Origin of the sequence: Duganella sp. Root336D2, from assembly GCF_001425005.1 — a bacterium.
Lineage (GTDB): Bacteria > Pseudomonadota > Gammaproteobacteria > Burkholderiales > Burkholderiaceae_D > Rugamonas.
In genome coordinates, this window is record NZ_LMDB01000033.1 from 396,823 (window position 1) to 420,518 (window position 23,696).

The 23,696-nt window shown below is 63.1% G+C and carries 24 protein-coding genes and 1 pseudogene; 9 read left to right on the forward strand and 16 right to left on the reverse strand.

All coding sequences use genetic code 11. The features are described from left to right. Positions 1-63: 63 nt before the first annotated feature. Both ASD07_RS20125 and ASD07_RS20130 read right to left on the reverse strand, forming a co-directional pair. The gene (locus ASD07_RS20125; protein ID WP_055934347.1) at positions 64-999 is read right to left on the reverse strand and encodes a GlxA family transcriptional regulator; all 936 of its coding nucleotides are present in this window, start codon (positions 997-999) and stop codon (positions 64-66) included. Between the two features lie 3 nt (positions 1,000-1,002). Then, positions 1,003-1,920: a DMT family transporter gene (locus ASD07_RS20130; RefSeq protein WP_055934350.1), complete on the reverse strand. Its 918-nt coding sequence runs from the start codon at positions 1,918-1,920 to the stop codon at positions 1,003-1,005. A 79-nt stretch (positions 1,921-1,999) separates the two neighbouring features. Between ASD07_RS20130 and ASD07_RS20135 the strand changes: the two genes are divergently transcribed. The 3 genes from ASD07_RS20135 to ASD07_RS20145 all read left to right on the forward strand — a co-directional run bounded on the left by ASD07_RS20135 (position 2,000) and on the right by ASD07_RS20145 (position 3,647). Continuing rightward, the gene (locus ASD07_RS20135) at positions 2,000-2,437 is read left to right on the forward strand and encodes a MarR family winged helix-turn-helix transcriptional regulator (RefSeq protein ID WP_055934352.1); all 438 of its coding nucleotides are present in this window, start codon (positions 2,000-2,002) and stop codon (positions 2,435-2,437) included. 12 nt (positions 2,438-2,449) lie between these two features. After that, positions 2,450-2,734, forward strand: a complete 285-nt coding sequence (locus ASD07_RS20140; RefSeq protein ID WP_055934354.1) for a hypothetical protein — start codon at positions 2,450-2,452, stop codon at positions 2,732-2,734. A 76-nt stretch (positions 2,735-2,810) separates the two neighbouring features. After that, positions 2,811-3,647: an HDOD domain-containing protein gene (locus ASD07_RS20145; protein WP_055934356.1), complete on the forward strand. Its 837-nt coding sequence runs from the start codon at positions 2,811-2,813 to the stop codon at positions 3,645-3,647. On the opposite strand, the gene ASD07_RS20150 is transcribed toward ASD07_RS20145, so the two are convergent. Then, positions 3,625-4,062 carry a hypothetical protein gene (locus ASD07_RS20150; RefSeq protein WP_055934359.1) on the reverse strand — a complete coding sequence of 146 codons (438 nt, stop codon included), beginning with the start codon at positions 4,060-4,062 and terminating at the stop codon, positions 3,625-3,627. The two genes, ASD07_RS20145 and ASD07_RS20150, sit on opposite strands and share 23 nt — an antisense overlap. A gap of 34 nt (positions 4,063-4,096) precedes the next feature. Next, a complete protein-coding gene (locus ASD07_RS20155; protein WP_055934506.1) occupies positions 4,097-5,458 on the reverse strand; it encodes an FAD/NAD(P)-binding protein in 1,362 nt (453 codons plus the stop codon). A gap of 72 nt (positions 5,459-5,530) precedes the next feature. Here ASD07_RS20155 and cysC point away from each other — a divergent pair. After that, positions 5,531-6,007 (forward strand): annotated as a pseudogene (cysC, locus tag ASD07_RS31835) (adenylyl-sulfate kinase); the annotation flags it as partial. Here cysC and ASD07_RS32225 read toward each other — a convergent pair. The 6 genes from ASD07_RS32225 to ASD07_RS20190 form a co-directional block, all read right to left on the reverse strand. Next, a complete protein-coding gene (locus ASD07_RS32225) occupies positions 5,959-6,888 on the reverse strand; it encodes an arginase family protein (RefSeq protein WP_200953829.1) in 930 nt (309 codons plus the stop codon). The pseudogene cysC and the gene ASD07_RS32225 overlap by 49 nt on opposite strands. Next, positions 6,885-8,129 carry a hypothetical protein gene (locus tag ASD07_RS20170; RefSeq protein WP_055934363.1) on the reverse strand — a complete coding sequence of 415 codons (1,245 nt, stop codon included), beginning with the start codon at positions 8,127-8,129 and terminating at the stop codon, positions 6,885-6,887. The genes ASD07_RS32225 and ASD07_RS20170 overlap by 4 nt, the downstream gene beginning before the upstream one ends. Further along, positions 8,113-8,817 (reverse strand): methyltransferase, encoded by a 705-nt coding sequence (locus ASD07_RS20175; protein ID WP_055934364.1) that lies wholly within the window; start codon positions 8,815-8,817, stop codon positions 8,113-8,115. Before ASD07_RS20175 ends, ASD07_RS20170 begins: the two co-directional genes overlap by 17 nt. 181 nt (positions 8,818-8,998) lie before the next feature. After that, entirely contained in the window at positions 8,999-9,850 is an 852-nt protein-coding gene (locus ASD07_RS20180) for a haloalkane dehalogenase (protein WP_055934366.1), read from the reverse strand. A 132-nt stretch (positions 9,851-9,982) separates the two neighbouring features. Further along, positions 9,983-10,606: a glutathione S-transferase family protein gene (locus tag ASD07_RS20185; RefSeq protein ID WP_055934368.1), complete on the reverse strand. Its 624-nt coding sequence runs from the start codon at positions 10,604-10,606 to the stop codon at positions 9,983-9,985. A 65-nt stretch (positions 10,607-10,671) separates the two neighbouring features. Then, the gene (locus ASD07_RS20190) at positions 10,672-11,364 is read right to left on the reverse strand and encodes a YafY family protein (RefSeq protein ID WP_055934370.1); all 693 of its coding nucleotides are present in this window, start codon (positions 11,362-11,364) and stop codon (positions 10,672-10,674) included. Positions 11,365-11,416: 52 nt separating this feature from the next. Between ASD07_RS20190 and ASD07_RS20195 the strand changes: the two genes are divergently transcribed. Further along, positions 11,417-12,460 carry a LacI family DNA-binding transcriptional regulator gene (locus ASD07_RS20195; protein ID WP_055934372.1) on the forward strand — a complete coding sequence of 348 codons (1,044 nt, stop codon included), beginning with the start codon at positions 11,417-11,419 and terminating at the stop codon, positions 12,458-12,460. Positions 12,461-12,522: 62 nt separating this feature from the next. Here the strand turns inward: ASD07_RS20195 and secF are convergent, their stop codons facing one another. The 5 genes from secF to queA all read right to left on the reverse strand — a co-directional run bounded on the left by secF (position 12,523) and on the right by queA (position 18,082). Next, a complete protein-coding gene (secF, locus tag ASD07_RS20200; RefSeq protein WP_055934374.1) occupies positions 12,523-13,542 on the reverse strand; it encodes a protein translocase subunit SecF in 1,020 nt (339 codons plus the stop codon). 9 nt (positions 13,543-13,551) lie between these two features. Then, on the reverse strand, positions 13,552-15,411 hold the full coding sequence (gene secD / locus ASD07_RS20205; RefSeq protein WP_055934376.1) for a protein translocase subunit SecD: 1,860 nt from the start codon (positions 15,409-15,411) through the stop codon (positions 13,552-13,554). Between the two features lie 65 nt (positions 15,412-15,476). Next, entirely contained in the window at positions 15,477-15,803 is a 327-nt protein-coding gene (gene yajC, locus ASD07_RS20210) for a preprotein translocase subunit YajC (protein WP_055934378.1), read from the reverse strand. 104 nt (positions 15,804-15,907) lie between these two features. Then, the gene (tgt, locus tag ASD07_RS20215) at positions 15,908-17,047 is read right to left on the reverse strand and encodes a tRNA guanosine(34) transglycosylase Tgt (protein ID WP_055934379.1); all 1,140 of its coding nucleotides are present in this window, start codon (positions 17,045-17,047) and stop codon (positions 15,908-15,910) included. Positions 17,048-17,056: 9 nt separating this feature from the next. Then, positions 17,057-18,082 carry a tRNA preQ1(34) S-adenosylmethionine ribosyltransferase-isomerase QueA gene (gene queA, locus ASD07_RS20220; protein ID WP_055934381.1) on the reverse strand — a complete coding sequence of 342 codons (1,026 nt, stop codon included), beginning with the start codon at positions 18,080-18,082 and terminating at the stop codon, positions 17,057-17,059. Positions 18,083-18,385: 303 nt separating this feature from the next. Between queA and recG the strand changes: the two genes are divergently transcribed. Then, positions 18,386-20,464 carry an ATP-dependent DNA helicase RecG gene (recG, locus tag ASD07_RS20225; RefSeq protein ID WP_055934508.1) on the forward strand — a complete coding sequence of 693 codons (2,079 nt, stop codon included), beginning with the start codon at positions 18,386-18,388 and terminating at the stop codon, positions 20,462-20,464. 66 nt (positions 20,465-20,530) lie between these two features. Next, positions 20,531-21,151, forward strand: coding sequence for a hypothetical protein (locus tag ASD07_RS20230; protein ID WP_055934384.1), 621 nt, complete (start codon positions 20,531-20,533; stop codon positions 21,149-21,151). Here ASD07_RS20230 and ASD07_RS20235 read toward each other — a convergent pair. Beyond that, entirely contained in the window at positions 21,098-21,583 is a 486-nt protein-coding gene (locus tag ASD07_RS20235) for a hypothetical protein (RefSeq protein ID WP_055934386.1), read from the reverse strand. The genes ASD07_RS20230 and ASD07_RS20235 overlap by 54 nt on opposite strands. A 97-nt stretch (positions 21,584-21,680) precedes the next feature. On the opposite strand from ASD07_RS20235, the gene ASD07_RS20240 reads away from it, so the two are divergent. Next, complete coding sequence (locus ASD07_RS20240) at positions 21,681-22,055, forward strand: BlaI/MecI/CopY family transcriptional regulator (RefSeq protein WP_055934388.1); 375 nt, start codon at positions 21,681-21,683, stop codon at positions 22,053-22,055. Between the two features lie 4 nt (positions 22,056-22,059). Then, positions 22,060-23,634 (forward strand): M23/M56 family metallopeptidase, encoded by a 1,575-nt coding sequence (locus ASD07_RS20245; RefSeq protein WP_055934391.1) that lies wholly within the window; start codon positions 22,060-22,062, stop codon positions 23,632-23,634. The last annotated feature ends 62 nt before the right edge of the window (positions 23,635-23,696 follow it).

The window sequence follows — 23,696 nt, forward strand, 5'->3', positions numbered from 1 at the left end:
CTGCATTGTAAAAGCGGGGATGCTAAAACTCTTTTGAATCTGCGACAAGGATTTTCAAAATTGTTAGCCTTGGAGCTTGCGTTGCCGCTCCTCTCGCGGCGTATTGCCGAAAAGCGTGCCGAAAGCCGTGGAGAAATGCGATCCCGATGAGAACCCGCACATCAGCCCTACCTGCACTATGGAATGGTTTGTTTCTAAAAGTAATTGCCGCGCCCGTTGCAGGCGCAGCTCAAGGTAGTAACGCGAAGGCAGCGAACCCAGGTACTGCTTGAACAAGCGCTCGAGCTGGCGCCGCGACAGGCCCACCAGCCCGGCGATATCGTCGGTCGACAGCGGCTCCTCGATATTCGCCTCCATCAGGGTCACCGCCTCCGACAGCTTGGGCTGCAGCGCCCCGAAACGCGCCTGCAGGGCCACCCGCTGCCGCTCCTCCGAGGAGCGCACGCGGTCGATGCACAAGGCTTCCTTGATCTCGGCCTGCACGTTGGCGCCGAACAGCGCCTCGATCAGCGTCAGCGAAAAATCGATCGAGGCCGCCCCGCCGCAGCATGAAACCAGCCGCCCATCGATCTCGAACAGATTCGGTGTGAGTATGGCGCGCTCGGTGACATCCTCGGTTTCCGCATACAGCGCCCATGGCAAGGCAATGCGCGCGCCGCCCGCCGCGCCGGTCTGGGCCAGCCACAGCACGCCGGCACCGACCCCGCCCCAATACTCGGCTTCGCGGCAACGCTCGATCACCGCGCGCAGTTCGGCATCGGACGGGCGCGCCGAACCCTCGTCCGCGACCAGCAGGGCCAACTGCCAGTCGCCCGCCATGCCGCCAGCCTGCGCCGGCGTGATGACGTCGAGCCGGAAACTGCCATTCAGGATGCGCTGGGCCAGCCGCAGGGGCTGCACCAATCCGGACCAGGCCAGGCTGTCCGGCTCGCCCGCATTCACCAGCAGCATGCGCAGCGGCTGCTCCCGGGTCAGGCGACTAAGTTGAGCAAATGACATCTTCTATTCAGGGACAAGCGCCGACGCCGGGCGCTCAGGGGTATTCCATTGGCTGACAATCATACCGGAGATCAACAGTACCGCGCCCAGCAGTTGCATCACGCCCATGGTTTCGCCCAGCCAGAAATAGCCGAAAATGGCCGCGCTGGCGGGTTCGAAGGCGTAAATCACGGCCGCCTCATTGGCAGTGGCATGGCTCTGGCCCCAGGTTTGCAGGGAAATGATGGCCGCGGTGGCGACCACTCCCAGGTATACCAGGTTCCATTTATAGGTCAGCAGGCTCAGCCAGATATAGCTGTAGTAATCCGGGGCATCGTTCGGCACGTCGATCACGCCACGCGGCACTTCGCGCAGCAGGATCCACAGCCCGGCAAACAGGGCCACGGTCCAGATCTGGGCCACGGTCAGCGTCATCAGGCGCTCGACCTTGCGTGAAAACTGCTCCATCACCTTGATGTACAGGCCGAACAGGAAAGCCGCCGCCAGCGCCAGCGAATCGCCGCGGCTCCATGTAAAGCTGCCCTCCCAGCACAGGGCGAACAGGCCGCCGATGGCCAGGATCAGGGCCAGCACGATGCGCTTGTCCGGCCACTTGCCCATGGCAATACCCAGCAGCGGCACGACCAGAACGTTCAGGCCGCAGATGAAGGCATTGCGGTTGGAGGAAGTCTGGCTCAGGCCTTCGACCTGGGTCAGGTAACAGAAGAACAGCAGCACCCCGGCCAGGAAGCCATAGTGCAGGTCGCGCCATTTGGCGCGCAGCAGGAAGGGAGATAACAATACGCCGGCAATCGCGAAGCGCGACACCACGATCCAGTTGGCCGACAGGTTGTCGGTCATATCCTTCATCGCCGGGAAGGTGGTACCCCAGACAAGGGTCACCACCAGCAGGGCCAGGATACCGCGCGCGTGTAGGGGCATGGCGAAAACACCATCTTGTTATAAGTTTGCATATAGTAACCGATGGAGGACGAGGCTGGCGGGCGCTATAATCCGGTGCATGGGAGAGCGATATTTGAAAAGCATCCGGCTTCTGGCCGAATGCATGCAGGGGTTTGAGAGATGGTCCGGCGAACATGTTCGCCAGCTTGGCCTCACCCACGCACAATTCGATATCATTGCCACATTGGGCAACACCCCCGGCATGAGCTACAAGGAGCTGGGCGAACGCACCCTGATCACCAAAGGTACCCTGACCGGCGTCATTGAACGCCTGGAACAGAAGGGCCTGGTGGAACGGGAACGCAATGCCGACGACAAGCGCTCCTTTTTCGTGCGCCTGACAGCGGCGGGCGAGCAGCTGTTTGCCGAGGTGTTTCCTGTTATTGTCGCTAAAGGCGTGCAGTTGTTTTCCGACTATAGCGACGCCGATTATGAAGCCCTGGAACGCACCCTGGCCGGGCTGAAGGCCACGATCAGTGCCGGTTCACCACTATAAAGAACGAAAAGAATGTTAAAGACCACCCTGCTGGACGGCATCAAGCCGGCCAAATTCGACAAGCAAATCACCGGCAACCTGCTGCTGGAAAACGCCAGCGCCGAACTGGTGCGCAAGGAAAAACTGCTGATTGGCATCCGCAATGAAGACGGCGACATCTACCGCCTGATCGGCGCCACCAAGCACAACAGCTTCACCAATGCAGTAGAAGAACTCGAAGACCTGGAACTGGTCGACGAGCTGGGAGATGTCGAAGGCACCGTAGAAGGGTGCGACGCCATCTTCGGCGAAGGCTGAGCTGGGCACCTGGCCAGTTTTTCACAACAACCACCCTGTCCTAGTTCCGCAGGGCAATTTCTGCTTATAATTTCGCATGGACAGACTGGAAGCCTTCAAAGCAATTGCAGCCCAAGCCGGCCGCGGTGAGCTTACTTTCCCCACCAATATCGACGCGTCGATCAAGCTGCAGCGCGCGCTGAACGATGACAATTGCCATATCGACCTGGCTGCCAAGCTGGTGCAGGCCGACCCGCTGCTGGCGGCACGCACGGTGGCGATTGCCAACTCGGTGGCCTATAACCGTTCCGGCATGGAGATCTCCAGCGTCAAGACAGCGGTGCAGCGCCTTGGCGTACGCACCCTGCAGTCGCTGGTGACCTCGGTGATCGTGCGCCAGCTCGGCACCAAGATCCGCAATCCCCTGCTCAAGGCCAAGGCCAACCAGCTGTGGGAGCACACTGCCCACGTGGCGGCGCTGGCGCAGGTGATTGCGCGGCGCGTATCCCACGTCGATCCCGATACCGCCATGTTCGCCGGCATCGTGCACGAAGTGGGCGGCTTCTACATGCTGTCGCAGGCGGAAGCCTTCCCGGAAGCGATGGAAGGCGATCCGGAGGAATGGACCACCTACGGCGAAGTGCCGATCGGCCGCGGCGTGCTGCAAAAGCTGATGATTCCCGAGAATGTGATGAAGGGCGTGGAGGCCATGTGGGAAGGCATGCGCGCGCTGCCGCCGGAGAACCTGGGCGACACGCTGCTGCTGGCCAACGACTTGTCCCCGATCGCCTCGCCGCTGCACGCCCGCCCGGGCGCGACCTCGGTCGCCGCCGCCAGCACCATCGACTTCGCGGTCGGCGACGGCACCCTGGCCACCATCATGGAAGAATCGGCGGAGGAAGTGAAGTCCCTTACTTCCGCCCTGCTGCACTAGCACAGCTTGGCGCATGCAGGATGGCCGGCCCAGTCAGGTCGAACATCAGCATGACGCCTTCCTGCTTCAGCCCTCCCTTGGGCTGGTGCGGGCCGCGGAAGCCCACCATCAGGTAATGGGGCAGGCCGTCCCGGGGCAAGTGATACCATGATCCACTCAGGTCCACTTGCGCCAATGAACGCGACTTCACGCCAGCCAGGGCGCAGAGCGGCACGCTGACTGCGCGCCCATTCACCCTCAACGTCACTCCTTTTCGGGCCACCGGCCAACCGATCTGCAAGCGCGCATTTGCGTACTGCGCCGGGAGCTCCGGCATTGAACCGTCCGGCCGCAGGGTGAGGATGGTGTCGACATGCGCGTGTGCGCTCCCTGCGACCAGGCAAACCGCGAAGGCGGCGAGCGAGACTGCGCGCATGGTAAATCTCCAGCGTTGTTGAGGATTGCGGATTTTACATGCACGCGCGAGCGATGGTGGCGGCGAACCGGCGCAGTTCGGGCACGGCTGTCGCCTCCCAGAAGCCGGCCCTGAGCCAGGGGCCGATGTAGTACAGGCCCGGCGTCGGCTGGCCGTTCGCACCCAGCACGGCGCAGTCGGCGCCGGTATCCAGCCCAAGGCCGAGCGCATCGGCCCGCATCAGGCCATCGGCCAGCAGCTGTTGCACCAGCGGCACCGCAGCGCGGCGCGGGCTGGCGCAGCTGCCGGTGCAGTTGATGATGCGGCCGGCGCGAAGCTCAATGCATTCTTCGCTGCCGCGCGGCTGCACTGTCAGCAGCGCCAGCTCCGCCTCGTCGCGGATGCCTGCCACGCGGCCTGCGCTTACATGGAGCGCACCGCGCGCCAGCGCTGCCGACAATTCCTGCTGCACCGTTGGCGGCAGCTGGTGCCGGTGCACGTCCCAGTAGGGCCGCACATGGCGCAGGAAGCGGCGCCGTTCGGCCGCCGGCCATGCCTGCCAGATACCGGCGGCCTGGGGGCGCAGCGCAGCTACCGCATCGTGCCAGTCCATGCCTGCATCTTCGAGATGCTCGACCTGCCGCATGAAAGCATGCAGCGCTGCGCGCACGGTCGGCGCCTCGTCGCGCCGCAGGGTGCTGCCTGCCAGGTGCCCGGAAAGGGGCTTGTAAGGCTGCGGCAGCAGCCCATGGCGCGACAGCGCATGCACACGCCGCGATGGATTGCGCCGCAGCAGCTGCAGCGCGATATCGACTGCCGTCAGCCCAGTGCCCAACAACAGCACCGGATCATGCGCGCCAATGGTGGCCAGCAAGTCGCCGCGCCACGGGTCCGCCAGGTAGCGCGAGGTGTCGGACCATTGCCCGCGCGACAGCTCAGGCGGCGGCGCCGGCAGGTGCCCGAAGGCCAGCACCACCCGGTCGGCCTCGATACTGCGGCCATCTTCCAGCGTGGCCGCCAGCCCGCCGCGGGTTTTCGCGTGCAAGCTGCATACGCTGCCGCTGATGCAGTCGAGGGTGGCATGGCGTGGCGCCTGATCCTGCGCCTGCCGCAGCGCCCATTCGAGGTAGTCGCCGTACACGCTGCGCGCGACAAAGGAGCCGCCGGCCACGCCGCTGTCGCGCATTCCGGCATAGTGCACGAAGTGCTCCGGATCATCCGGCAACACGCTCATATTGGCCGCCACCACATTGAGCAGGTGCTGCGGGCTTTGCGTCCCATACGCCATGCCGCGCGCCAGCCGCCCGCTGCGATTCAGCAGCAGCACGCGCAAGGGCTGCCGGCCTGCCAGGCGCAGCATCTGTATCGCGCACGCTACACCTGAAAAACCTGCGCCTACGATCAGCACCGTGCGCATGCTGCCCTCCTGCATCGCGTATATAGTCGCATCATGAACTCCTCCTATGTATCGCGCCGTGAGCGCGAGGATATGCACGGCCATCGCGGCGCGGTGGTCTGGTTTACCGGCCTGTCCGGCGCCGGCAAGACCACGCTGGCCTGCGCCATAGAACGGCGCCTGTTCCAGGCGGGCTGCCAGGTGGTGCTGCTGGACGGCGACAGCTTGCGCCAGGGCCTGTGCTCCGGGCTCGGCTTTTCTCCCGAAGACCGCAGCGAAAACCTGCGCCGTGCCGGCGAGGCCGCACGCCTGTTCGCCGATACGGGCATCATCGTGCTGGCAGCCTTCATCTCGCCATTGCGTGCCGACCGCGCCCGCGTGCGTGCCATGCAGGCCGAGGGCGATTTCATCGAAGCCTGGTGCAAATGCCCGCTGGAAGTATGCGAACAGCGCGACGTCAAGGGCCTGTACCGCCGTGCACGCGCCGGCGAGGTGCCGCACTTCACCGGCGTGTCGGCCCCTTACGAAGCACCCTTGGCGCCCGAACTGTCGCTCGACACCGCACTCGCTCCCCTGGCCGATTGCGTCGAGCTGGTACTCGAGGAGCTGCGTTCGCGCGGCGTACTGCGTGCGCCGGGCAGCAACTCTTCCAGCAGTTCGAGGCAGATGCGGGCGGCCTGGTCGCCGGCATCCAGCTCCGCATGCCACGCCGATACCGATACCGCCACCAAGGGGTAATCGCGCAGGCAGCGGAACAGTTCCGCCATCTCTTCCACCCGCGGCCCGGCCGGCACGTGGTACTTCAGCGCCGGCATGCGCTGGGCTTCGTCCAGCACGTCGGTATCGAAATGCACGTAGAGGGTCTCGTGCGTCGACAGGTTGCCCAGCACCTGGTCCAGCGTGCAGCGCACGATCGCCGACTTCTCCAGCGCCACGTCTTCGCCGGGATCAAGGTCGCGCGCATCGGACAGCAGCACCAGCTCTTCAGGATAAGGCCGCATGCCCACCGCTTCGCGCAGCATGGTGATGCTGTCGCGCCGGTTCTGGCGCCGGTCCTGGCGGCCGACCAGCATGGCCAGCGGCATGCCGCCCAGGTATTGGGTGTGCGTGGTGGACCAGGTATGGAAGTCGCCGTGCGCGTCCAGCCACAGCATGCGCTGCGGTTCGCGGCCGGCGCGCTGCAGGCCCGCCATCATGCCCATGGTGGACACGCAGTCACCGGAAATGCTGACCGGGAGGTCGCCCGCCGCCAGCGCCGCCGCGGCATGCTCGGCCAGCACCGCATACACGCGGCCCATGCTGCGCATCTGTTCATCCTTTTCCACCAGTTCAGTGGCGGTCGATTGCGGCGACTGCAGCACGGTCCAGGGCTGCGAATCAATCAGCTGCACGCGCTGCAGGCCGTCGCGCCGCTTGCCCATCAGGTAAGGCACCAGCAGGCGGCGGATCATTGCCACTGCTCCGGCGCAGCGCCGTAACCCAGCGCATGCATCATGTCCGCCACCTCCGCGCGCCGCGCCAGCGGCAGCAGCTGGCCGCTGCGCTTGCGCCAACGGCCCGGCGCGGGCGCTTCGGTGGCCATCGTCACCGGCAGCTCGGGCGGATGCGGCATCGGCGGCAGGCCAAGCCATTCGCAGGCCCGGTCCAGCACGCCCGCCGGATCGGCCAGGAAGGATTCAAAACGCACCGGCAGGGCGGCCACGCCGCTATCGACGATATGACGGTGACAGGATAGCCATTGGTTCAAGCAAACCTCCTCGAGCGGAGCGTTGATATAGCTGCGCCAGTTCGGCGGCAGGTCGAATTTCCACCAGCGCGTGCCGCCCACGCATTGCTCCGAATAGCCGCCGATGCCGAGAGCGACACCGTGCTTCTGCATATCGTGGGCATGGAAGCCGATCGGCGACAGCCACCCGTCAATCAGGCCATTGACGCAGCCGGCAACGCTGCGCACCAGGTGCAGGTAGCGCACTTGCGCATGCGGGAACAACTGCTCGTAAAAACCGAAACGATAAGCATCCGACGGCGTCTTGAACAGCAGGACCTTGCCGGCGGCGTCGTCTTCCGTGAAATGCCTGGCATGCATGGCAGGCGAGACAAAGGGCGGCTCTTCGATCTTGGCGGTTTCGTTGAAAGGCCGTCTCTCGCCCGGGCCATGGCCGCCATCGTAATAATCGCGGCGCCACGGTTCGCGCCAGAACACGGCGCCCAGCACGGCTTGCTGCAACTCATGCTCGCTCGGCACATCGGCAGCCTGGCAGAATAGCAGCGTTTCGTCCAGCGCCCGCTCCATCTGCGCATGGGCAAGTGGTTGCGCGAACAGCGCAGGGAATTGCAGCAGCAGGCGCTTGCGCCAGCGTGCCTTCAATTCCGCCAAGGGGGCGATGCCGCCTTCCGCTACGGTCAGGCTATCGAAGATCTCGTCGGCCAGCGTGTCGGGGTGGCGCAGGTGCGCGATAGCGTCGCTGCTGCATGCCGGGTCGCAGCCGAAACCCTCGCCGCTCAGGGCCAGGAAAGGCTCGGCTTCGCCATCGAGGCTGGCGATGCCGGGATGGCGCGCCAACACCGCCTTGAACAGCGTCGAGCCAGAACGCGAACTGGTGAGTATCACCGCGACGCGCCTTACCTGTGCACGCCAGGGTGCGTGCGGCACCGCCCGCATCTGACGGATGGTGTCAATCAGCCCGTCCATGTTTTGCCGCAGGTTTGATCAGGAATGCGAAAAACTGGCGCTCCTGTTCTCGTTCGGCCGCACTGCGCGCCATCAGCCGGATGCTGAAGCCGGACTGCTTGGCCAGGCGCCGCACTTCCTCCACCGCGCCGAAATTCGAGTGCGCAAAGTAGATCCGGCCGCCCGGCTTCAGGTAGCGTGCGGCCTGCTCGAAGAACTGGGTATTGGTGCGGAAATCCGTGTCCCACTGCGAGCGCGCCACCACATCGGGTGCCGGCTTGTCGCGGAACGGCAGGTTGGCCGTAATGACGTCGAACTGCTCGTCGCCGACTTTCTCGAACAGGTCGGAACGGCGCACTTCCATCACGCCCTCAAAGCCATGCGTCTTCAAATTGTGGCGCGCGCTGCGGATGGCCGCCGGATTGACGTCCAGCGCCAGGACCCGTGAAGCTCCCTGGTAGCAGGCGAAGATCGCAATCACGCCGGAGCCGGTACCCACATCGAGCACGCTCTCGCCTGGCTTGATGCGGAAATTGCGCACCAGGGGCTGGCTGTCGAGGAAGGGCCAGAAGGTATTCGGATAAACGTGGAATTTCTTGCCAAGGTAAGTGATGGTGCGCCCGCCTTCGGGCACCGCCTTGAAAGCCTTTTGACGCGTGGCTTGCCAGCGGTCGACTTGCTCGGCCGTGGGAAGTGCAGATGCTCGCATATCTGTCCCCTTATTTGATGACCCCATGCTATCGAGTCTGCCAGGCAAGGGCAAGCGCACACCGTTCTGTGCGCTTCAACTGTTGGTGGAATACATTTCTTTCATTTGAAAAGTCGGGGTCAGCTCCGGCAATCGGACATTCGCGCAGCGAATGTCCGATTGCCGGAGCTGACCCCGACTTTTATTTTGGAAGCCAGGCGGCGATGGCGTGGCCGATGGCGTCCGGGTGGTCTTCCTGGATGTTGTGCGTGCCTTCGCCAAGTTCAACCAGCTTGCAGTTTGCGAGCCTCGCGGCGTAGCGTTCGGCGACTGCGCGCGGCGTCAGCACGCCGTTCGGGCTGAACAGGATCAGTTTCGGATATTGGGCGGTGGCCATGATCGCTTCGTTGTGTTCGATGAGCTGGTACACATCGGCCGGCTCGCCGGCAATCGGCATCATGCGCGGGAAGGCCAGCATGGGCCTGCGCGATTCGGGCGTTGGGAATGGTGCGCGGTAGGCGTCCATTTCCGCCGTTGTCAACGGGCGCAGCGAACCCTTCGGCAACATCTGCTCGATAAAGAAATTCTGCTGCAGCACGAATTCTTCGCCACTGCCCGGGGCGCGCATCAGCTTGAAGCGTTCGCGTGCCTGCTCGAGCGGGTGGAAGTCTTCCCATGTCGGGCTCGGGCGTACGAATTCCATCAGGGCTACGCCGCGCACCTTGGTGGGATAGCGCGCCGCCAGGTGGATGGCCAGCGCGCCGCCCCAGTCCTGCCCGACCAGCGTGAACGCCTCGATGTCCATCTGCTGCAGGAAGGCTTCCAGGTAGGCGGCGTGCTCGAGGAAGCTGTAGGCAATGTCCGGCTTGCCGGAGGCGCCAAAGCCGATCAGGTCCGGCGCCAGGCACCAGGCCTTGGCGGCCACATGCGGCATGATGTCGCGCCAGATAAAGGAGTGCGTCGGATTGCCGTGCAAGAAGATCACGGCGTGCGAGCTGCGTTCACCGAGTTCACGATATGCGATGCTGGAATTCAATGCGGAGACGGATTGCATGATGCCTCTCTCAGAAAAAAAAACGCCCACTCCAAAGAGTGGGCCAAGTCCAAAACTAGGGATGTCCTGAAAGAGACGGTTCCATCTTATGTTGGGGACTGGCCACACTCTGTGCGTCAATTCACACAAACCTTAAAAAGGCCATGGGGTCTCGGTGTCCTGCCATGCCGGCAGTTGCTGGATGCGCTCGAACCAGGCCAGCACATTCTTGTATTGCTCGACCGGAATATTTGCCCGGGCCAGGTACATCAGCGGTGCGGCCACGGCGAAGTCTGCCAGCGAGAGCTTGTCGCCGCTCAGCCACTGGCGCGTCGCCAGGTGCTTGTCGAGCACGCTCGCATGTTCATGCACATAGGTCTCGCCTTTGGCGACCTCGACTGGATCCGGGCCCTCGCCGGTCACCAGTTTCTTCCACAGGTATTGCCAGGTCAGGATGCCGATCGCAGGCGCGAAGTGCTGGGCGCCGAAAAACATCCAGCGATTGACATCGGCGCGCTCTTTCAGCCCGGTCGGATACAGCTCGGCGGCGCCGTGCTTGTCGGCCAGGTACTGCATGATGGCGCAGGATTCCCACAGGTGCAGGCCATCGTCCTCCAGCACCGGCACCTTGCCGCAGATGTTCACTTCTTCCAGGCGCTTGCGGTCGGCATCGCTGGCGAAGTCGATGATCACTTGATCGAGCTTGATGCCAAGCTCGCTTGCAGTCAGCAATACACGGCGGGCGTTGGAGGACAGCGGGTTGTGATAGAGGCGCATCGTAAAACTCCTTGGTGGGTTGATCGAATGCGCCTATCGTAACCAAGGTCTCCTGACAGTTCCTGTCAGGAGTCGTCTTTAATCGCGTTTTCTTCGCGCCAGACTTTGAGCAGCTCGTGGCGCGGTGCAGGATAGCGTTCTGCAAGTGCTTCAGCATGCGCAATGCGGTCGATGCGGAAGTGGCGGTTGGCCTTGCGCATCTCGCACCAGGCGGCAAGAATGCGGCGGCCTTCGAAGAAGGCCAGCGCAAACGGCCACACCGTGCGCTCGGACGAAGAACCGTTTTCGTCGTTGTATTGGATGCGCATCTTGTGATGGCGCCGGATCGCTTCGCGCGCGGGCTGCACGAATTCATCATGCTCCGGCGTGTCGCGCATCAACGGCACCCACAAACTGGTGTCGGCCATGTCGTCGCGCAGGTCTTTCGGTGTGGCGGTGGCGATCTTGGCCAGCGCATTGGCCGCGGCTTGGGCCAGCGTGGGGTCGCCCTGGCGGCGCACCCAGCGTGCACCAAGCACCAATGCTTCCAGTTCGTCGGTGTCGAACATCAGCGGCGGCAGGAAGAAGCCGCTGCGCAGCAGGTAGCCAAGGCCCGCCGAGCCCTCCACTGGTGCGCCCAGTTCGGCCAGGGTTTGCATGTCGCGGTATATCGTGCGTTCGGATACGCCCAGCTTTTCCGCCAGTGCGGCCGCCGTCACCGGACGGCGGCTGCCGCGCATGGCATCCATGAGCTGGAACAGGCGGCCAGTACGGCTCATTGCTGCTCCCCATTTTACGAGGCGAGCAGCTTAACATAGTTATAATCCCGGAATGGCCAAGAATCCCCCAACCAAGAGCTCTGTTACCAAAAGCCGCGCACTCGGCAAAGTCACCCTGTCCGATGTCGCCGCCCTCGCCGGCGTCGCGCCCATGACCGCGTCGCGCGCCATCAATCAACCGGAGCTGGTGTCATCCCTCCTGCGCGAGCGCGTGGAGAAGGCGGTACAGGACCTTGGCTATGTGCCGAACCGCGCCGCGCGCGCCCTGGCGTCGGCGCAATCGCGCGTGATCGTGGTACTGGTGCCGTCGTTGGCGAATGCGGTATTCACTGCGGTGCTGGCCGGCGTGCAGGATGCACTCGACCCATGCAACTACCAGATCCTGATCGGCAATACGCGCTACTCCGATGCGGAGGAAGAGAAGCTGCTGGCGACCTATATGCAATCGAACCCGGATGGCATCCTGCTGAGCGGCCTGACACATAGCCCGCGCGTGCAGCAGATGCTGGCTACTTCGCGCGTGCCGGTGGTGTCGATGATGGACCTGTCCTTGGAACCTGGATCGATGTCGGTGGGCTTCTCGCAGGAAGATGCGGGCTACACCATTACCCGCTACCTGATCGAGAAGGGACGCAAGCGCATCGGCTACATGGCGGCGCAGCTCGATGAACGTACCCTGAAGCGCGGCGACGGCTACCGCAAGGCCATGGAGGAAGCCGGCCTGGCCGACCCGATGCTGGAGCTGATGTGCCCTGATCCCTCCACCATCGCGCTGGGCGCCGAGCTGCTGGGCCGCATGCTGGCCAATATGCCGGGCCTGGATGCCATCTTCTGCTGCAACGACGACCTGGCGCACGGCGCCATCTTCCAGTGCCAGCGGCGCGGCATCAGGGTGCCGGAACAACTGGCGATCTGCGGCTTCAACGACTTGCCCGCGTCGGCGTGGATGAACCCTTCGGTCACCACGATCGGCACGCCGCGCTACCAGACCGGCTTTGAAGCTGCCAACCTGCTGCTGGCAACGATCCGCGGCAACGAGGTGCCGGCGCAGCGCATCGACCTTGGCTTTACGTTGATGGCGCGCGAGAGCGCATAGATCTAAAAAAAAAGGGACGTACCCTCGGGTACGTCCCTTTTTTTCGTTCCGGCCAGGGCGCGTTAAACCACCGCGCCGTCGGTCTCGTCTTTTTCCTTGATCGGCTTGATCAGGTCTTCGCGCTTCACGCCCAGCCACATGGCTACGGCAGCAGCAACAAACACGGAAGAGTAAATACCGAAGCAGATACCGATGGTCAGCGCGATTGCAAAGTAATGCAGGGTCGGGCCGCCCAGGAACAGCATCGACAGCACCATCATCTGGGTACAGCCGTGGGTGATGATGGTACGCGAGATGGTGGAGGTGATCGCGTTGTCGATCACTTCATGCACGGTCATCTTGCGCTGCTTGCGGAAGTTCTCGCGGATTCGGTCGAAGATAACCACCGATTCGTTGACCGAGTAACCCAGCACAGCCAGCACGGCTGCCAGCACGGTCAGCGAGAATTCCCACTGGAAGAAGGCGAAGAAGCCAAGGATGATCACCACGTCGTGCAAGTTCGCGACGATAGCTGCCACTGCGAATTTCCATTCGAAGCGGATGGCCAGGTAGATCATCACGCCCACCACCACCATGACCAGTGCGTTCAGGCCGTTCTGCGCAAGTTCATCGCCCACTTGCGGGCCGACGAATTCAACCTTCTGCAGCGACACGCCTTCGGAAGCATCGGCGTGGATACAGGCGCTCTTCATTTCGTGGGCGCCCTTGTCGGTCACCTTGTCGACCGACTTGACGCTGCCCTGCTCGGCCTTGCACAGCTCGGCGAACACTTTGGCAGCGGTGTCGGCGGCGGTGGTGCCGGCCACGTTAGGCAGGCGGATCATCGCGTCGCGTGCGGTGTCGATGCTCGATACTTCAGGGTGGTAGCCCAGGCCGGTCAAGGTGTCGCGCACCTTTTCCAGGTTGGCAGCCTGCGCGTACTTCACTTCCATCACGGTACCGCCGGTGAATTCCACCGAGAAGTGCAGGCCCTTGGTGGCCAGGAAGAACACGGCCGCCACGAAGGTCAGCGCCGAAACCACGTTGAAGACCAACGCGTGGCGCATGAACGGGATGTCTTTACGGATGCGGAAAAATTCCATCTCTATTCCTTAGTTCGCAGGTTTCCAGACGGTGCCGATCGACAGCGACTGCAGTTTCTTCTTACGGCCGTACCACAGGTTCACCACGCCGCGCGAAACGAAGACTGCGGAGAACATCGAGGTCAGGATGCCCAGGCTGTGCACCACGGCGAAGCCGCGCACCGCACCGGAACCGAACACCAGAAGGGCGATACCAACGATCAGGGTGGTGACGTTGGAGTCCAGGATGGTGTGCCAGGCGTGCTCGAAGCCGGCGGAAATCGCCGACTGCGGGTTGGCGCCGTTGCGCAGCTCTTCGCGGATACGTTCGTTAATCAGCACGTTGGCGTCAATCGCCATACCCAGCGCCAGCGCGATAGCCGCGATACCCGGCAGGGTCAGCGTGGCCTGCAGGCGGGACAGCACGGCGATCAGCAGCAGCAGGTTGACGGCCAGTGCGAATACGCTGAAGGCGCCGAACATCATGTAATAGATGATCATGAAGACCGCGATGGCGGCAAAGCCGTACATCGTGGAGTGGAAGCCCTTGGCGATGTTTTCAGCGCCCAGTGCAGGACCGACGGTACGCTGCTCGATCACTTCCATCGGAGCGTACAGAGCGCCGGCGCGCAGCAGCAGCGCCAGCTCGGCGGAGTTTTCCGCATTGCCCATGCCGGTGATCTGGAAGCGGCTACCCAGTTCGCTCTGGATGGTCGCCACGGACAGCACTTCGGCCTTCTTCTTCTCGAACAGTACGATGGCCATCTTCTTGCCGACGCGGTCGCGGGTCGCGTCGCGCATCTTCTTGCCGCCGTCGCCGTTCAGGTCGATGCTCACGGCAGGCTGCTGGTTCTGGTCGAAAGTGGCGGTTGCGCTGGAGATGTAATCGCCGGTCAGCACCACGTCCTTGGTCAGCACGACAGGCACGCCTTTGCCGACGGTGAACAGTTCCGAATTGTACGGAATCGCTGCGTTCATCTCGGTGCCCGGGGTGACGGATTCGTCGACCATGCGCACTTCCAGGGTGGCGGTACGGCCGATGATGTCCTTCGCGTGCGCGGCATCCTGCACGCCAGGCAGCTGCACCACGATGCGGTCAGGGCCTTGCTGCTGGATCACCGGTTCGGACACGCCCAGTTCATTCACGCGCTTGCCCAGGGTGGCGATATTCTGCTGCACGCCGTTGTCCAGGGTGGCTTTCAGGGCGGCCGGCTTCAGGGTCACGACCAGGCGCAGCTCGTCGCCTTCGGTGGCGTCAACCACGTTCATGTCCGGCTGCTGGTCCTGGATCAGGCCCTTGGCTTGCTGGCGCAGTGCATCTTCACGGAACTTGACGATGATGGTGTCGTTCACGCGATCGATGCCGGCATGGCGCACGCTCTTCTCGCGCAGCTGGTTCTTGATGGCGGCCTGGGTGCCCTGGATGCGCTTGGTCACCGCGGCCCTGGTGTCAACCTGCATCAGGAAATGCACGCCGCCGCGCAGGTCCAGGCCCAGGTACATTGGCAGTGCGCCCACGGCGCGCATCCAGTCCGGGGTATTCGACACCAGGTTGACGGTGACGATATAGGTTGGGTCGTTCGGGTCCGGATTCAGGCCTTTTTCAAGCGCCAGGCGGCCCTTGAACTGGCCGTCGGTATCGGCAAAGCGGGCGCGCACGTAGGTGTGCATGCCGGCGCCGTCCAGCGCTACGCCTTCATTCTTGACGTTCGCTTGTTTCAGCAGCGTGTCCACCTGGGTCGCCAGGGCACTGGTGACCTTGACGGTGGCCTTGGCGCTGGTGATCTGCAGTGCAGGTGTCTGGCCGAAGTAGTTAGGCGCCGTGTACAGGGCGCCAAGCAGCACCACCACGACGATAAGGATGTATTTCCAGATTGGATAACGATTCATAGTCTTCAGCGTTCAGGCAATAACAAAACGGGCGGCTGCTCTTGCGAGGCCGCCCGCGCCGGTTATCACAGGCTCTTCAGGGTGCCCTTCGGCATCTGGGAGGAAATGGCGTGCTTCTGCACCACGACTTCGGTGCCCTGGGAGACTTCGATGGTCACGTGCTGCTCGGTGACTTTGGTCACTTTGCCCAGGAGGCCGCCGATGGTGACGACTTCGTCGCCTTTGGCCAGGGCTTCCATCATGGACTTCTGCTCTTTCGCACGCTTTTGCTGAGGACGAATCATCAGGAAGTACATCACCACGAACATCAGGATCAGTGGTGCGAAGGTTGTCAGGCTGCCCATGGCGCCGGCGTCGGCTGCGGTTTGGGCGTATGCGTTGGAAATGAACACGGTGACTCCAAGTTCTAGTTAGGTAAAACTCAATGTTAAAAAATAGGCGGTGTATTCTAGCACCCGCCACGCTGCCCACCTATATATAGGCGGGTTGCCGTTTTTTAAATACCACGCGCGCGGTCGGCGTGGAATTGCTGCACCCAGTCCGGGAAGCGGTCTGCATCCAGGGCATCGCGCATCTGTTGCATGATGTCGAGGTAGTAATGCAGGTTGTGGATGGTGTTCAGGCGCGCACCCAGGATCTCCTGGGCACGGTGCAGGTGGTGCAGGTAGGCGCGGCTGAAGTTGCGGCAGGTGTAGCAGGAGCAGGTGGAATCCAGCGGCTCCTTGTCATCCTTATAACGCGCATTCTTGATCTTGACGTCGCCGAAACGGGTGAAGATCCAGCCATTGCGGGCATTCCGGGTCGGCATCACGCAGTCGAACATATCGACGCCGTTGGCCACCCCGTTCACCAGGTCTTCGGGGGTGCCGACGCCCATCAGGTAGTGCGGCTTGTTCTCTGGCAGGCGCGGGCCGACGTGCTGCAGGATGCGCATCATGTCTTCTTTTGGCTCGCCGACCGACAGGCCGCCGATGGCCAGGCCAGGGAAATCAATTTCCTGGAGCCCTGCCAGCGATTCGTCGCGCAGGTTTTCGTACATGCCGCCCTGGACGATGCCGAACAGTGCATTCGGGTTCTCGCCGGCATTGAACTCGTTCATCGAGCGCTGCGCCCAGCGCAGGGACATGCGCATCGACTTGGCAGCTTCTTCCAGCGTGGCCGGGCGGCCGTCGATTTCATACGGGGTGCATTCGTCGAACTGCATCACGATGTCGGAATTCAGCACGCGCTGGATCTGCATCGAGATTTCCGGGGACAGGAACAGCTTGTCGCCGTTGATCGGCGAGTTGAAGGTCACGCCTTCCTCGGTGATCTTGCGCATTTCGCCCAGGGAGAACACCTGGAAGCCGCCGGAGTCGGTCAGGATCGGCTTGTCCCAGCCCATGAAGCCGTGCAGGCCGCCGAACTTGGACATCACGTCGTTACCGGGGCGCAGCCACAGGTGGAAGGTGTTGCCAAGGATGATCTGGGCGCCGATTTCCTTCAGTTCCAGCGGCGACATGGCCTTGACGGAACCGTAGGTACCGACCGGCATGAAGATCGGGGTCTGCACCTCGCCGTGATTGAGCTTGACCGTGCCGCGGCGGGCGTGGGTCTTGCCGGTGGTGTCTTTTTTGATGAGTTTAAATTCCAGCATCGGTATTCCTTATGCTCTGTTGTGCGTCGTCAGCAGCATGGCGTCGCCATAGCTGAAGAAGCGGTATTCGTTCGCGATCGCGTGCTGGTAGGCGTGGCGGATCTCGGTAAAGCCTGCGAAAGCGCTGACCAGCATCAGCAGGGTCGATTTCGGCAGGTGGAAGTTGGTGATCAGTCGCGTCACCGTCTTGAATTTGTAGCCTGGCGTGATGAACAGGTTGGTGTCGCCGCTGCCGGCTTCCAGGCTGCCGCTTTGCGAGGCCGACTCCAGCGCGCGCAGCGAGGTCGTACCCACAGCAACAACGTCGCGGCCGGCGGCGCGGGCTTCACGCACGGCGTCCACAGTTTCCTGCGGCATGGTGTACCACTCGGTGTGCATCTTGTGCTCGGCCAGGTTCTCGGTGCGTACCGGCTGGAAGGTGCCGGCGCCGACATGCAGGGTGACGTAGGCAAACTGCACGCCCTTGTCTTTCAGCTTTTGCAGCAGGGCTTCGTCGAAATGCAGGCCGGCGGTCGGTGCGGCCACGGCGCCGGGCACCTTGTTAAATACTGTCTGGTAGCGGGTTTCGTCCACTTCGCCCGGCGCGTGCTCGATATACGGCGGCAGCGGCAGGCGGCCGTATTGCTCGATCAGGTCGAACACGTCGGCATCGAAATGCAGGGTGTAGAACTCGCCGGCGCGCTCGCCGACCGTGACGTCGAAGGCATCGGCCAGGCGGATCTTCACGCCGGGGCCGGGCGACTTGGACGCGCGCACCTGTGCCAGCACGGTCCGGGTATCCAGCACACGCTCCACCAGCGCTTCGACCTTGCCGCCGCTGTCCTTGACGCCGAAGAAACGGGCCTTCAGCACGCGGGTATTGTTCATCACCAGCAGGTCGCCAGCCTGCAGCTGGTCGAGGATGTCGGTGAACTGGCGGTCGTGCAGGGTTTTGCCGTCCACGTGCAGGAGGCGCGAAGCGCTACGGTCCGGCAGCGGGAACTGCGCGATACGTTCTGGCGGCAGGTGGAAATCGAAATCGGATAGCGAATACATTGACGGACTAGTAAAACTGTTGGGCAACCCTCTATTTTACGTCATTTGCCCAAATTTCACGCAAAAACAGCCTGTTAGCCCATCATGCCCGCCAGCCTCTCCCCAAATTGCCCCCCTTCCGCGGCCGCCGCTTCGACGCGTCGCGGTTCAGGGCGGCATTTCGGTGATATCTGCCAGCTGTCCCGCCGCATCGCAGTCCCCCTGCTGCGCACCGCCGCTGCCAACATGCAAGGGCAAACGCAGAGGGCAGGTTTCATCGTCTTTCAGTTAGAATCCAAGCCTGGTGTTCATACCATGTCCAACATGCCGGAAACGAAGCAAAAAAAGCCCGCTGCCCCAAAAAAACCAGCCGCCACCGCCGAGAGCAAGCTTGCCAAGCTTGGCTTGCGCACGGACATGGACCTGGTGCTGCATCTGCCCATGCGGTATGAGGATGAGACGGAAGTCCTGACCGTCCGCGAAGCCTGCATGCGCGGCGGCGAAGTGTCGCAATTGGAAGGCGTGGTCACCTCCAACGAAATCGCCTACAAGCCGCGGCGCCAGCTGCTGGTGCACATTGCAGACGAAACAGGCGACATCCAGCTTCGCTTCATGAATTTCTACGGCAGCCAGGTCAAGCAGTTGGCCGAAGGCACCCGCGTGCGGGCGCGCGGCGAAGTGCGGCATGGCTTCTTCGGCGCCGAGATGGTGCACCCGGCCTACAAGATCGTGAACGAAGGCGCGCCGCTGCCGACTTCCCTTACGCCGGTCTATCCTTCCGGCGAAGGCTTGTCGCAGCTGGTGCTGCGCCGCGCGATTGCCGATGCGATGAAGCGCGTGGACTGGACCGACACCCTGCCGCAGGAAATCCTGAAGACGATGCGCCTGCATCCGCTCGAGGCGGCAGTGCGCACCTTGCATTATCCGCCGGCCGAGATCGACGAGAACGCCCTGGTCGACCGAACTCACCCGGCCTGGACCCGTGTCAAGTTCGACGAACTGCTGGCGCAGCAGCTCTCGCTGAAACGGGCGCAGCGTGCTCGCCGTGCCAAGGGTGCCGCGGTGCTGGGCAAGGTCGGTACGCTGTCGTCCGCCTTCGAAGCTTCGCTGCCGTTCAAGCTGACGAAAGCGCAACAGCGCGTGCTGAAGGAAATCCGCGCCGACATCAAGCAGCCCTACCCTATGCAGCGACTGCTGCAAGGCGACGTGGGCAGCGGAAAGACCATTGTGGCCGCGCTGTCCGCCGCGCAGGCGATCGACAGCGGCTACCAGGCCGCGCTGATGGCGCCCACCGAGATCCTGGCGGACCAGCATTTCCGCAAGATCGCCGCCTGGCTTGAACCGCTGGGCGTGAAGGTCGCGTGGCTGACCGGCAGCCTGAAAAAGAAGGAGAAGGAAGCCGCCTATGCGCTGGTGGAATCCGGCGAAGCGCAGCTGGTGATCGGCACCCACGCCATCATCCAGGACACGGTGCAGTTCGCGAAACTCGGCCTGGTGATCGTGGACGAGCAGCACCGCTTCGGCGTCGGCCAGCGCCTGACCTTGCGCAACAAGGGCAACGGCGACAACGTGCCGCACCAGCTGATGATGTCCGCCACGCCGATCCCGCGCACGCTGGCCATGACCTACTACGCCGACCTGGAAGTATCGGTGATCGATGAGCTGCCGCCCGGCCGCACGCCGATCGTCACCGCCGTGGTCGACCAGAACCGCCGCGATGAAGTCATCGCCCGGGTACACGCTGCCGCGCTGGAAGGCCGCCAGGCTTACTGGGTCTGCCCGCTGATTGAAGAATCGGAAGCGCTGCAGCTCCAGACTGCAACGGAAACCTACGAAACGCTGGCCGCCGCCCTGCCCGACCTGCGCGTCGGGCTGGTGCACGGCCGCCTGAAACCGGCCGAAAAGGCGGCAGTGATGGATGCATTCGCCGCCGGCGAAGTCCACGTGCTGGTTGCGACGACGGTGATCGAGGTCGGCGTCGACGTGCCTAATTCCTCATTGATGGTGATTGAGCATGCAGAGCGCTTCGGCCTGTCGCAGCTGCACCAGCTGCGTGGCCGCGTCGGCCGCGGATCGGCAGCTTCGGTCTGCCTGCTGCTGTACCAAAGTCCGCTCGGCCCTGTCGCCAAGCAGCGCCTGATGACGATGCGCGAAACGACTGATGGTTTCGAAATCGCGCGGCGCGACCTGGAGATCCGCGGTCCCGGCGAGTTCCTGGGCTCGCGCCAATCCGGCCAGGCCATGCTGCGTTTCGCCGACCTGGAAACGGATGGCTGGCTGGTCGACCAGGCGCGCGACCTGGCGCATGCCCTGCTGCACGAAGCGACGCCGGCCAACAAGGCCACGGTGGAAGCCCATCTTGAACGCTGGCTCGGCGGTCGGGAAGAGTTCCTGAAAGTCTGACGAAGCGTGCGCCCGCGGGCTGGCGCTGCTGTTAAATTTTCCGCTCCCTTCAAGTGAGGAGTGGATATGCTGATGAAATCAATCTGCGGCGTCCTGCTGGCCGCATCCGCGACATTGGCGCAGGCCGCGCCGGCCCGCTGGGATTTTTCCTGGGGCGGTTTTTATGATTACATGCAGAACCGCTTCGTCGACGTATTGGTGCGCGGCTCTTTCGAAGGCGTCGATGCCGACGGTAACAGGATCCTGGAGAAATCCGAGCTGTCCAGCTTCAGGATCGGAGGCTATGAGCTGCTTGGATGCACCACGTCCGCCCCCGCCACTTGCGGTGTCAGCTCCTTCTCCTTCGACTTCAGTGCCGACCTCAGGTTCACCGCCAATCACATTTCATACTGGGCAAATAGCCCGTCGGACTGGTACTGGTCGGAAGTGCGCTACGGCACCGGCGGGGGCGTCGACTACATTACGCGCGCGCAGCAGTACTACGATGAATGGGGCTTGGCGACCACAGCGCAAACAGTGCTCACTGTTGCTGCCGTACCGGAACCCAATATTTACGGCATGCTTGCTGGCGGCTTGCTGCTTATGGGGTTGCTCGCGCCACGCGCCAGCTGGCGCGCTCAGCGTTCAAAGCATCTAGTTTCTGCCAGTGGGCGTTGCGACCAGGGTTTCAACCTCCGCGGTCAGTGAGATGATGCGCGGGACGCCATCAACCAGCCCGATCTCGGCTTTCTGCTTGCTGAGCGATTCCATCCGTTCGCCCGGCAGCAACACGACCTCCTTCGCCACGTCGCGTGCAGTGGCGCTGTGGCCATTGGGGGCCAACGATACTTCGCGCTTACTGACTTCATAAGTCGACTGGAGTTGCACACTCCACAGCCCCTCAAGCATGGTCTTGTATTCGTTTACGCTCATGCGCGACAGGCCGCCGCCCCTTCCCGGCATCGACACCATGATCATCGCATTCGGCGCGAAATGAGCCATCAGCCGCTCGGAATCGTGGCGCTGGACCGAAGTTTCAACGTCTCCCATCAGGGTGAGCACCTCGGCTTCGGTCAGCCGTTTGCCGCTACAGCCAGCAACGGTGGCAACTATTGTGACAATTATTGCAAGTTTTTTCATATACGCAATGATACATTATGTGACACGTGTCGCATAAACTCCTTGCCTTGCTGCGACACATGTCGCACAATGCCGTCATACGTCACAAGGAGCCCCTATGGCCATTCCATCCATTACCGAATTAACGCTGCTCAAGGCACTTTGGAAACAGCATCCGCTGAGCGCCCGTGAAATCCATGAGCGCGTGGAAGAAGAACTGGCCTGGTCCTACTCGTCCACGCGCAAAACCTTGGAACGGATGTTGGAGAAGGGCATGATCAGCCTGCATTCGGTCCATGGTATGAACGTATACGCGCCAGTACTCGAAAAGGTTGAAACGCTGGCCGCATTTGCCCACGATTTCAGCCATCGGGTAATGGAAATGAACGCTCCGCTGCCGGTGAACATGTTCACCGGCTCCAAACTGGTGAACCAGAACGAGCTGAAAGAGCTGGAGCAGTTGCTGAGCGAATGGCCGGAAGATAAGGAATAAAGCGATGTTCGCATTAGTTTTCCTGCAAGCGAGCGTCGCCAGCCTGCTGGCGGGCGCCTGCACCTGGCTCCTGTTGCGCGGCGTTGCCCGTGCCTGGCCCGGGCTTGAGGCACGCCGCACGCCCTGGCTGCTGGGTGTCGCCGCTGTTGCGGGCACCTTGGCGCTTGGGCTGCTGCCGGGCGCTGCGCGCCTGAGTATCGTCCCCGCCATCGAACTGCCTGCAGTCCTGGCTTCCGCCGCCCAGGCCGATGCCTCCCGCGTCGGCACCGCCAATGCTGCCAGCGACGCCGCGTCCGGTGACGATAGCGCATTCGACGACCATGGCGCCACGCCCATCAAGCCAGCGCCGGCGGTGCTCTGGCTCGGCTACGCCTGGCTAACGCTCTACTGCGCAGGCTTGGCTGTAGCAGCCGCGCGCTGGCTGCATGCCAGGCGCCGCCTCGCCTTGCTGATTTCCGCCGCCCAGCGGCTGGATCGTTTTGACCTCGCCGCCCATCCCGGCTTCGCCAGCCTGCAGCGCGAACTGCCGGAAGTGCGCGAAATCGAGGCGCCAATTGCCCCCATGCTGGTCGGCCTGTCCCGTCCAGTCCTGCTGCTGCCGCGCCACCTGCGCGATTTTGACCCCATCCAACAGCGCCTGGTGATCGAACACGAATTGACGCACCTGGCCCGCCGCGACCCGCTGTGGATGCATGCCAGCTTCCTGCTGCAAGCCATCCAATGGTTCAACCCCATGGTGGCCCGCCTGGTCCAGCGCATGGCGTGGGCCCAGGAACTGGGCTGCGACCGCACCGTACTGCAAGGCCGCCCCGTCAACCAGCGGCGCGCCTATGCCGCAGCGCTGGTCGTACAAATGCGCATGCAGGCCGCGCCCGGACATGCAACTGTCCTCGCCTTTGGCGGCCGCGTAGTGGACGCCGTCGCCGCCCGCATCGGCATGATCCGCGATGGCGTGCCCGCCATGCCGCGCGCTGTTGCTGGCGCCTTGGCCTGGGCGGCAATGCCAGCCCTGCTTGCTGCCAGCGTACTGCTGCAGCCAGCCCTGGCGTGGCGACTGGATGCCGTACAAGGCGGCAGCGGCATGATCGCTGCGTCCGGCGCACTGGCAGCCGCTGTGCCGGCCAGCCTGCCCCGCTGGCAAGCCCCGATGGAGCGCCTGCGCGTCAGCGCCTTCTTCGGCATCAAGCACGCGCCAACCGGACAACCGCATGGCGGCATGGACTTTGCCGCCCGCAGCGGCACGCCCATCGTCGCCCCGGCAGAAGGCATCATTGTCGCCTCAACCAACATGTACATGGGCGAGGGCAAGTGGGGTGAACTGGTCGCCATCGAACATGCCAACGGCCTGCGCTCCCTGTACGCCCACATGGACAAGCGCCTGGTGAAAGAAGGCGAACGCGTCACCGCCGGCCAACAGATCGGCACTTCCGGCGCCTCCGGCAAAGTTACCGGGCCGCACCTGCACATGGAAGTCAGCCGCGATGGCAAGAACATCGACCCGCAGACCCTGATCGGCAACCTGGAAGCCAGCGCCACCCGGACCGCGCTGCAGCGCCTGAAGACCAGCCGCGCCCCTTAATCACCCCCACCGCCGCTGGCCAGATGCCGCGCACTGCCCGGCAGTGGCGGCGCTCGCCCTGA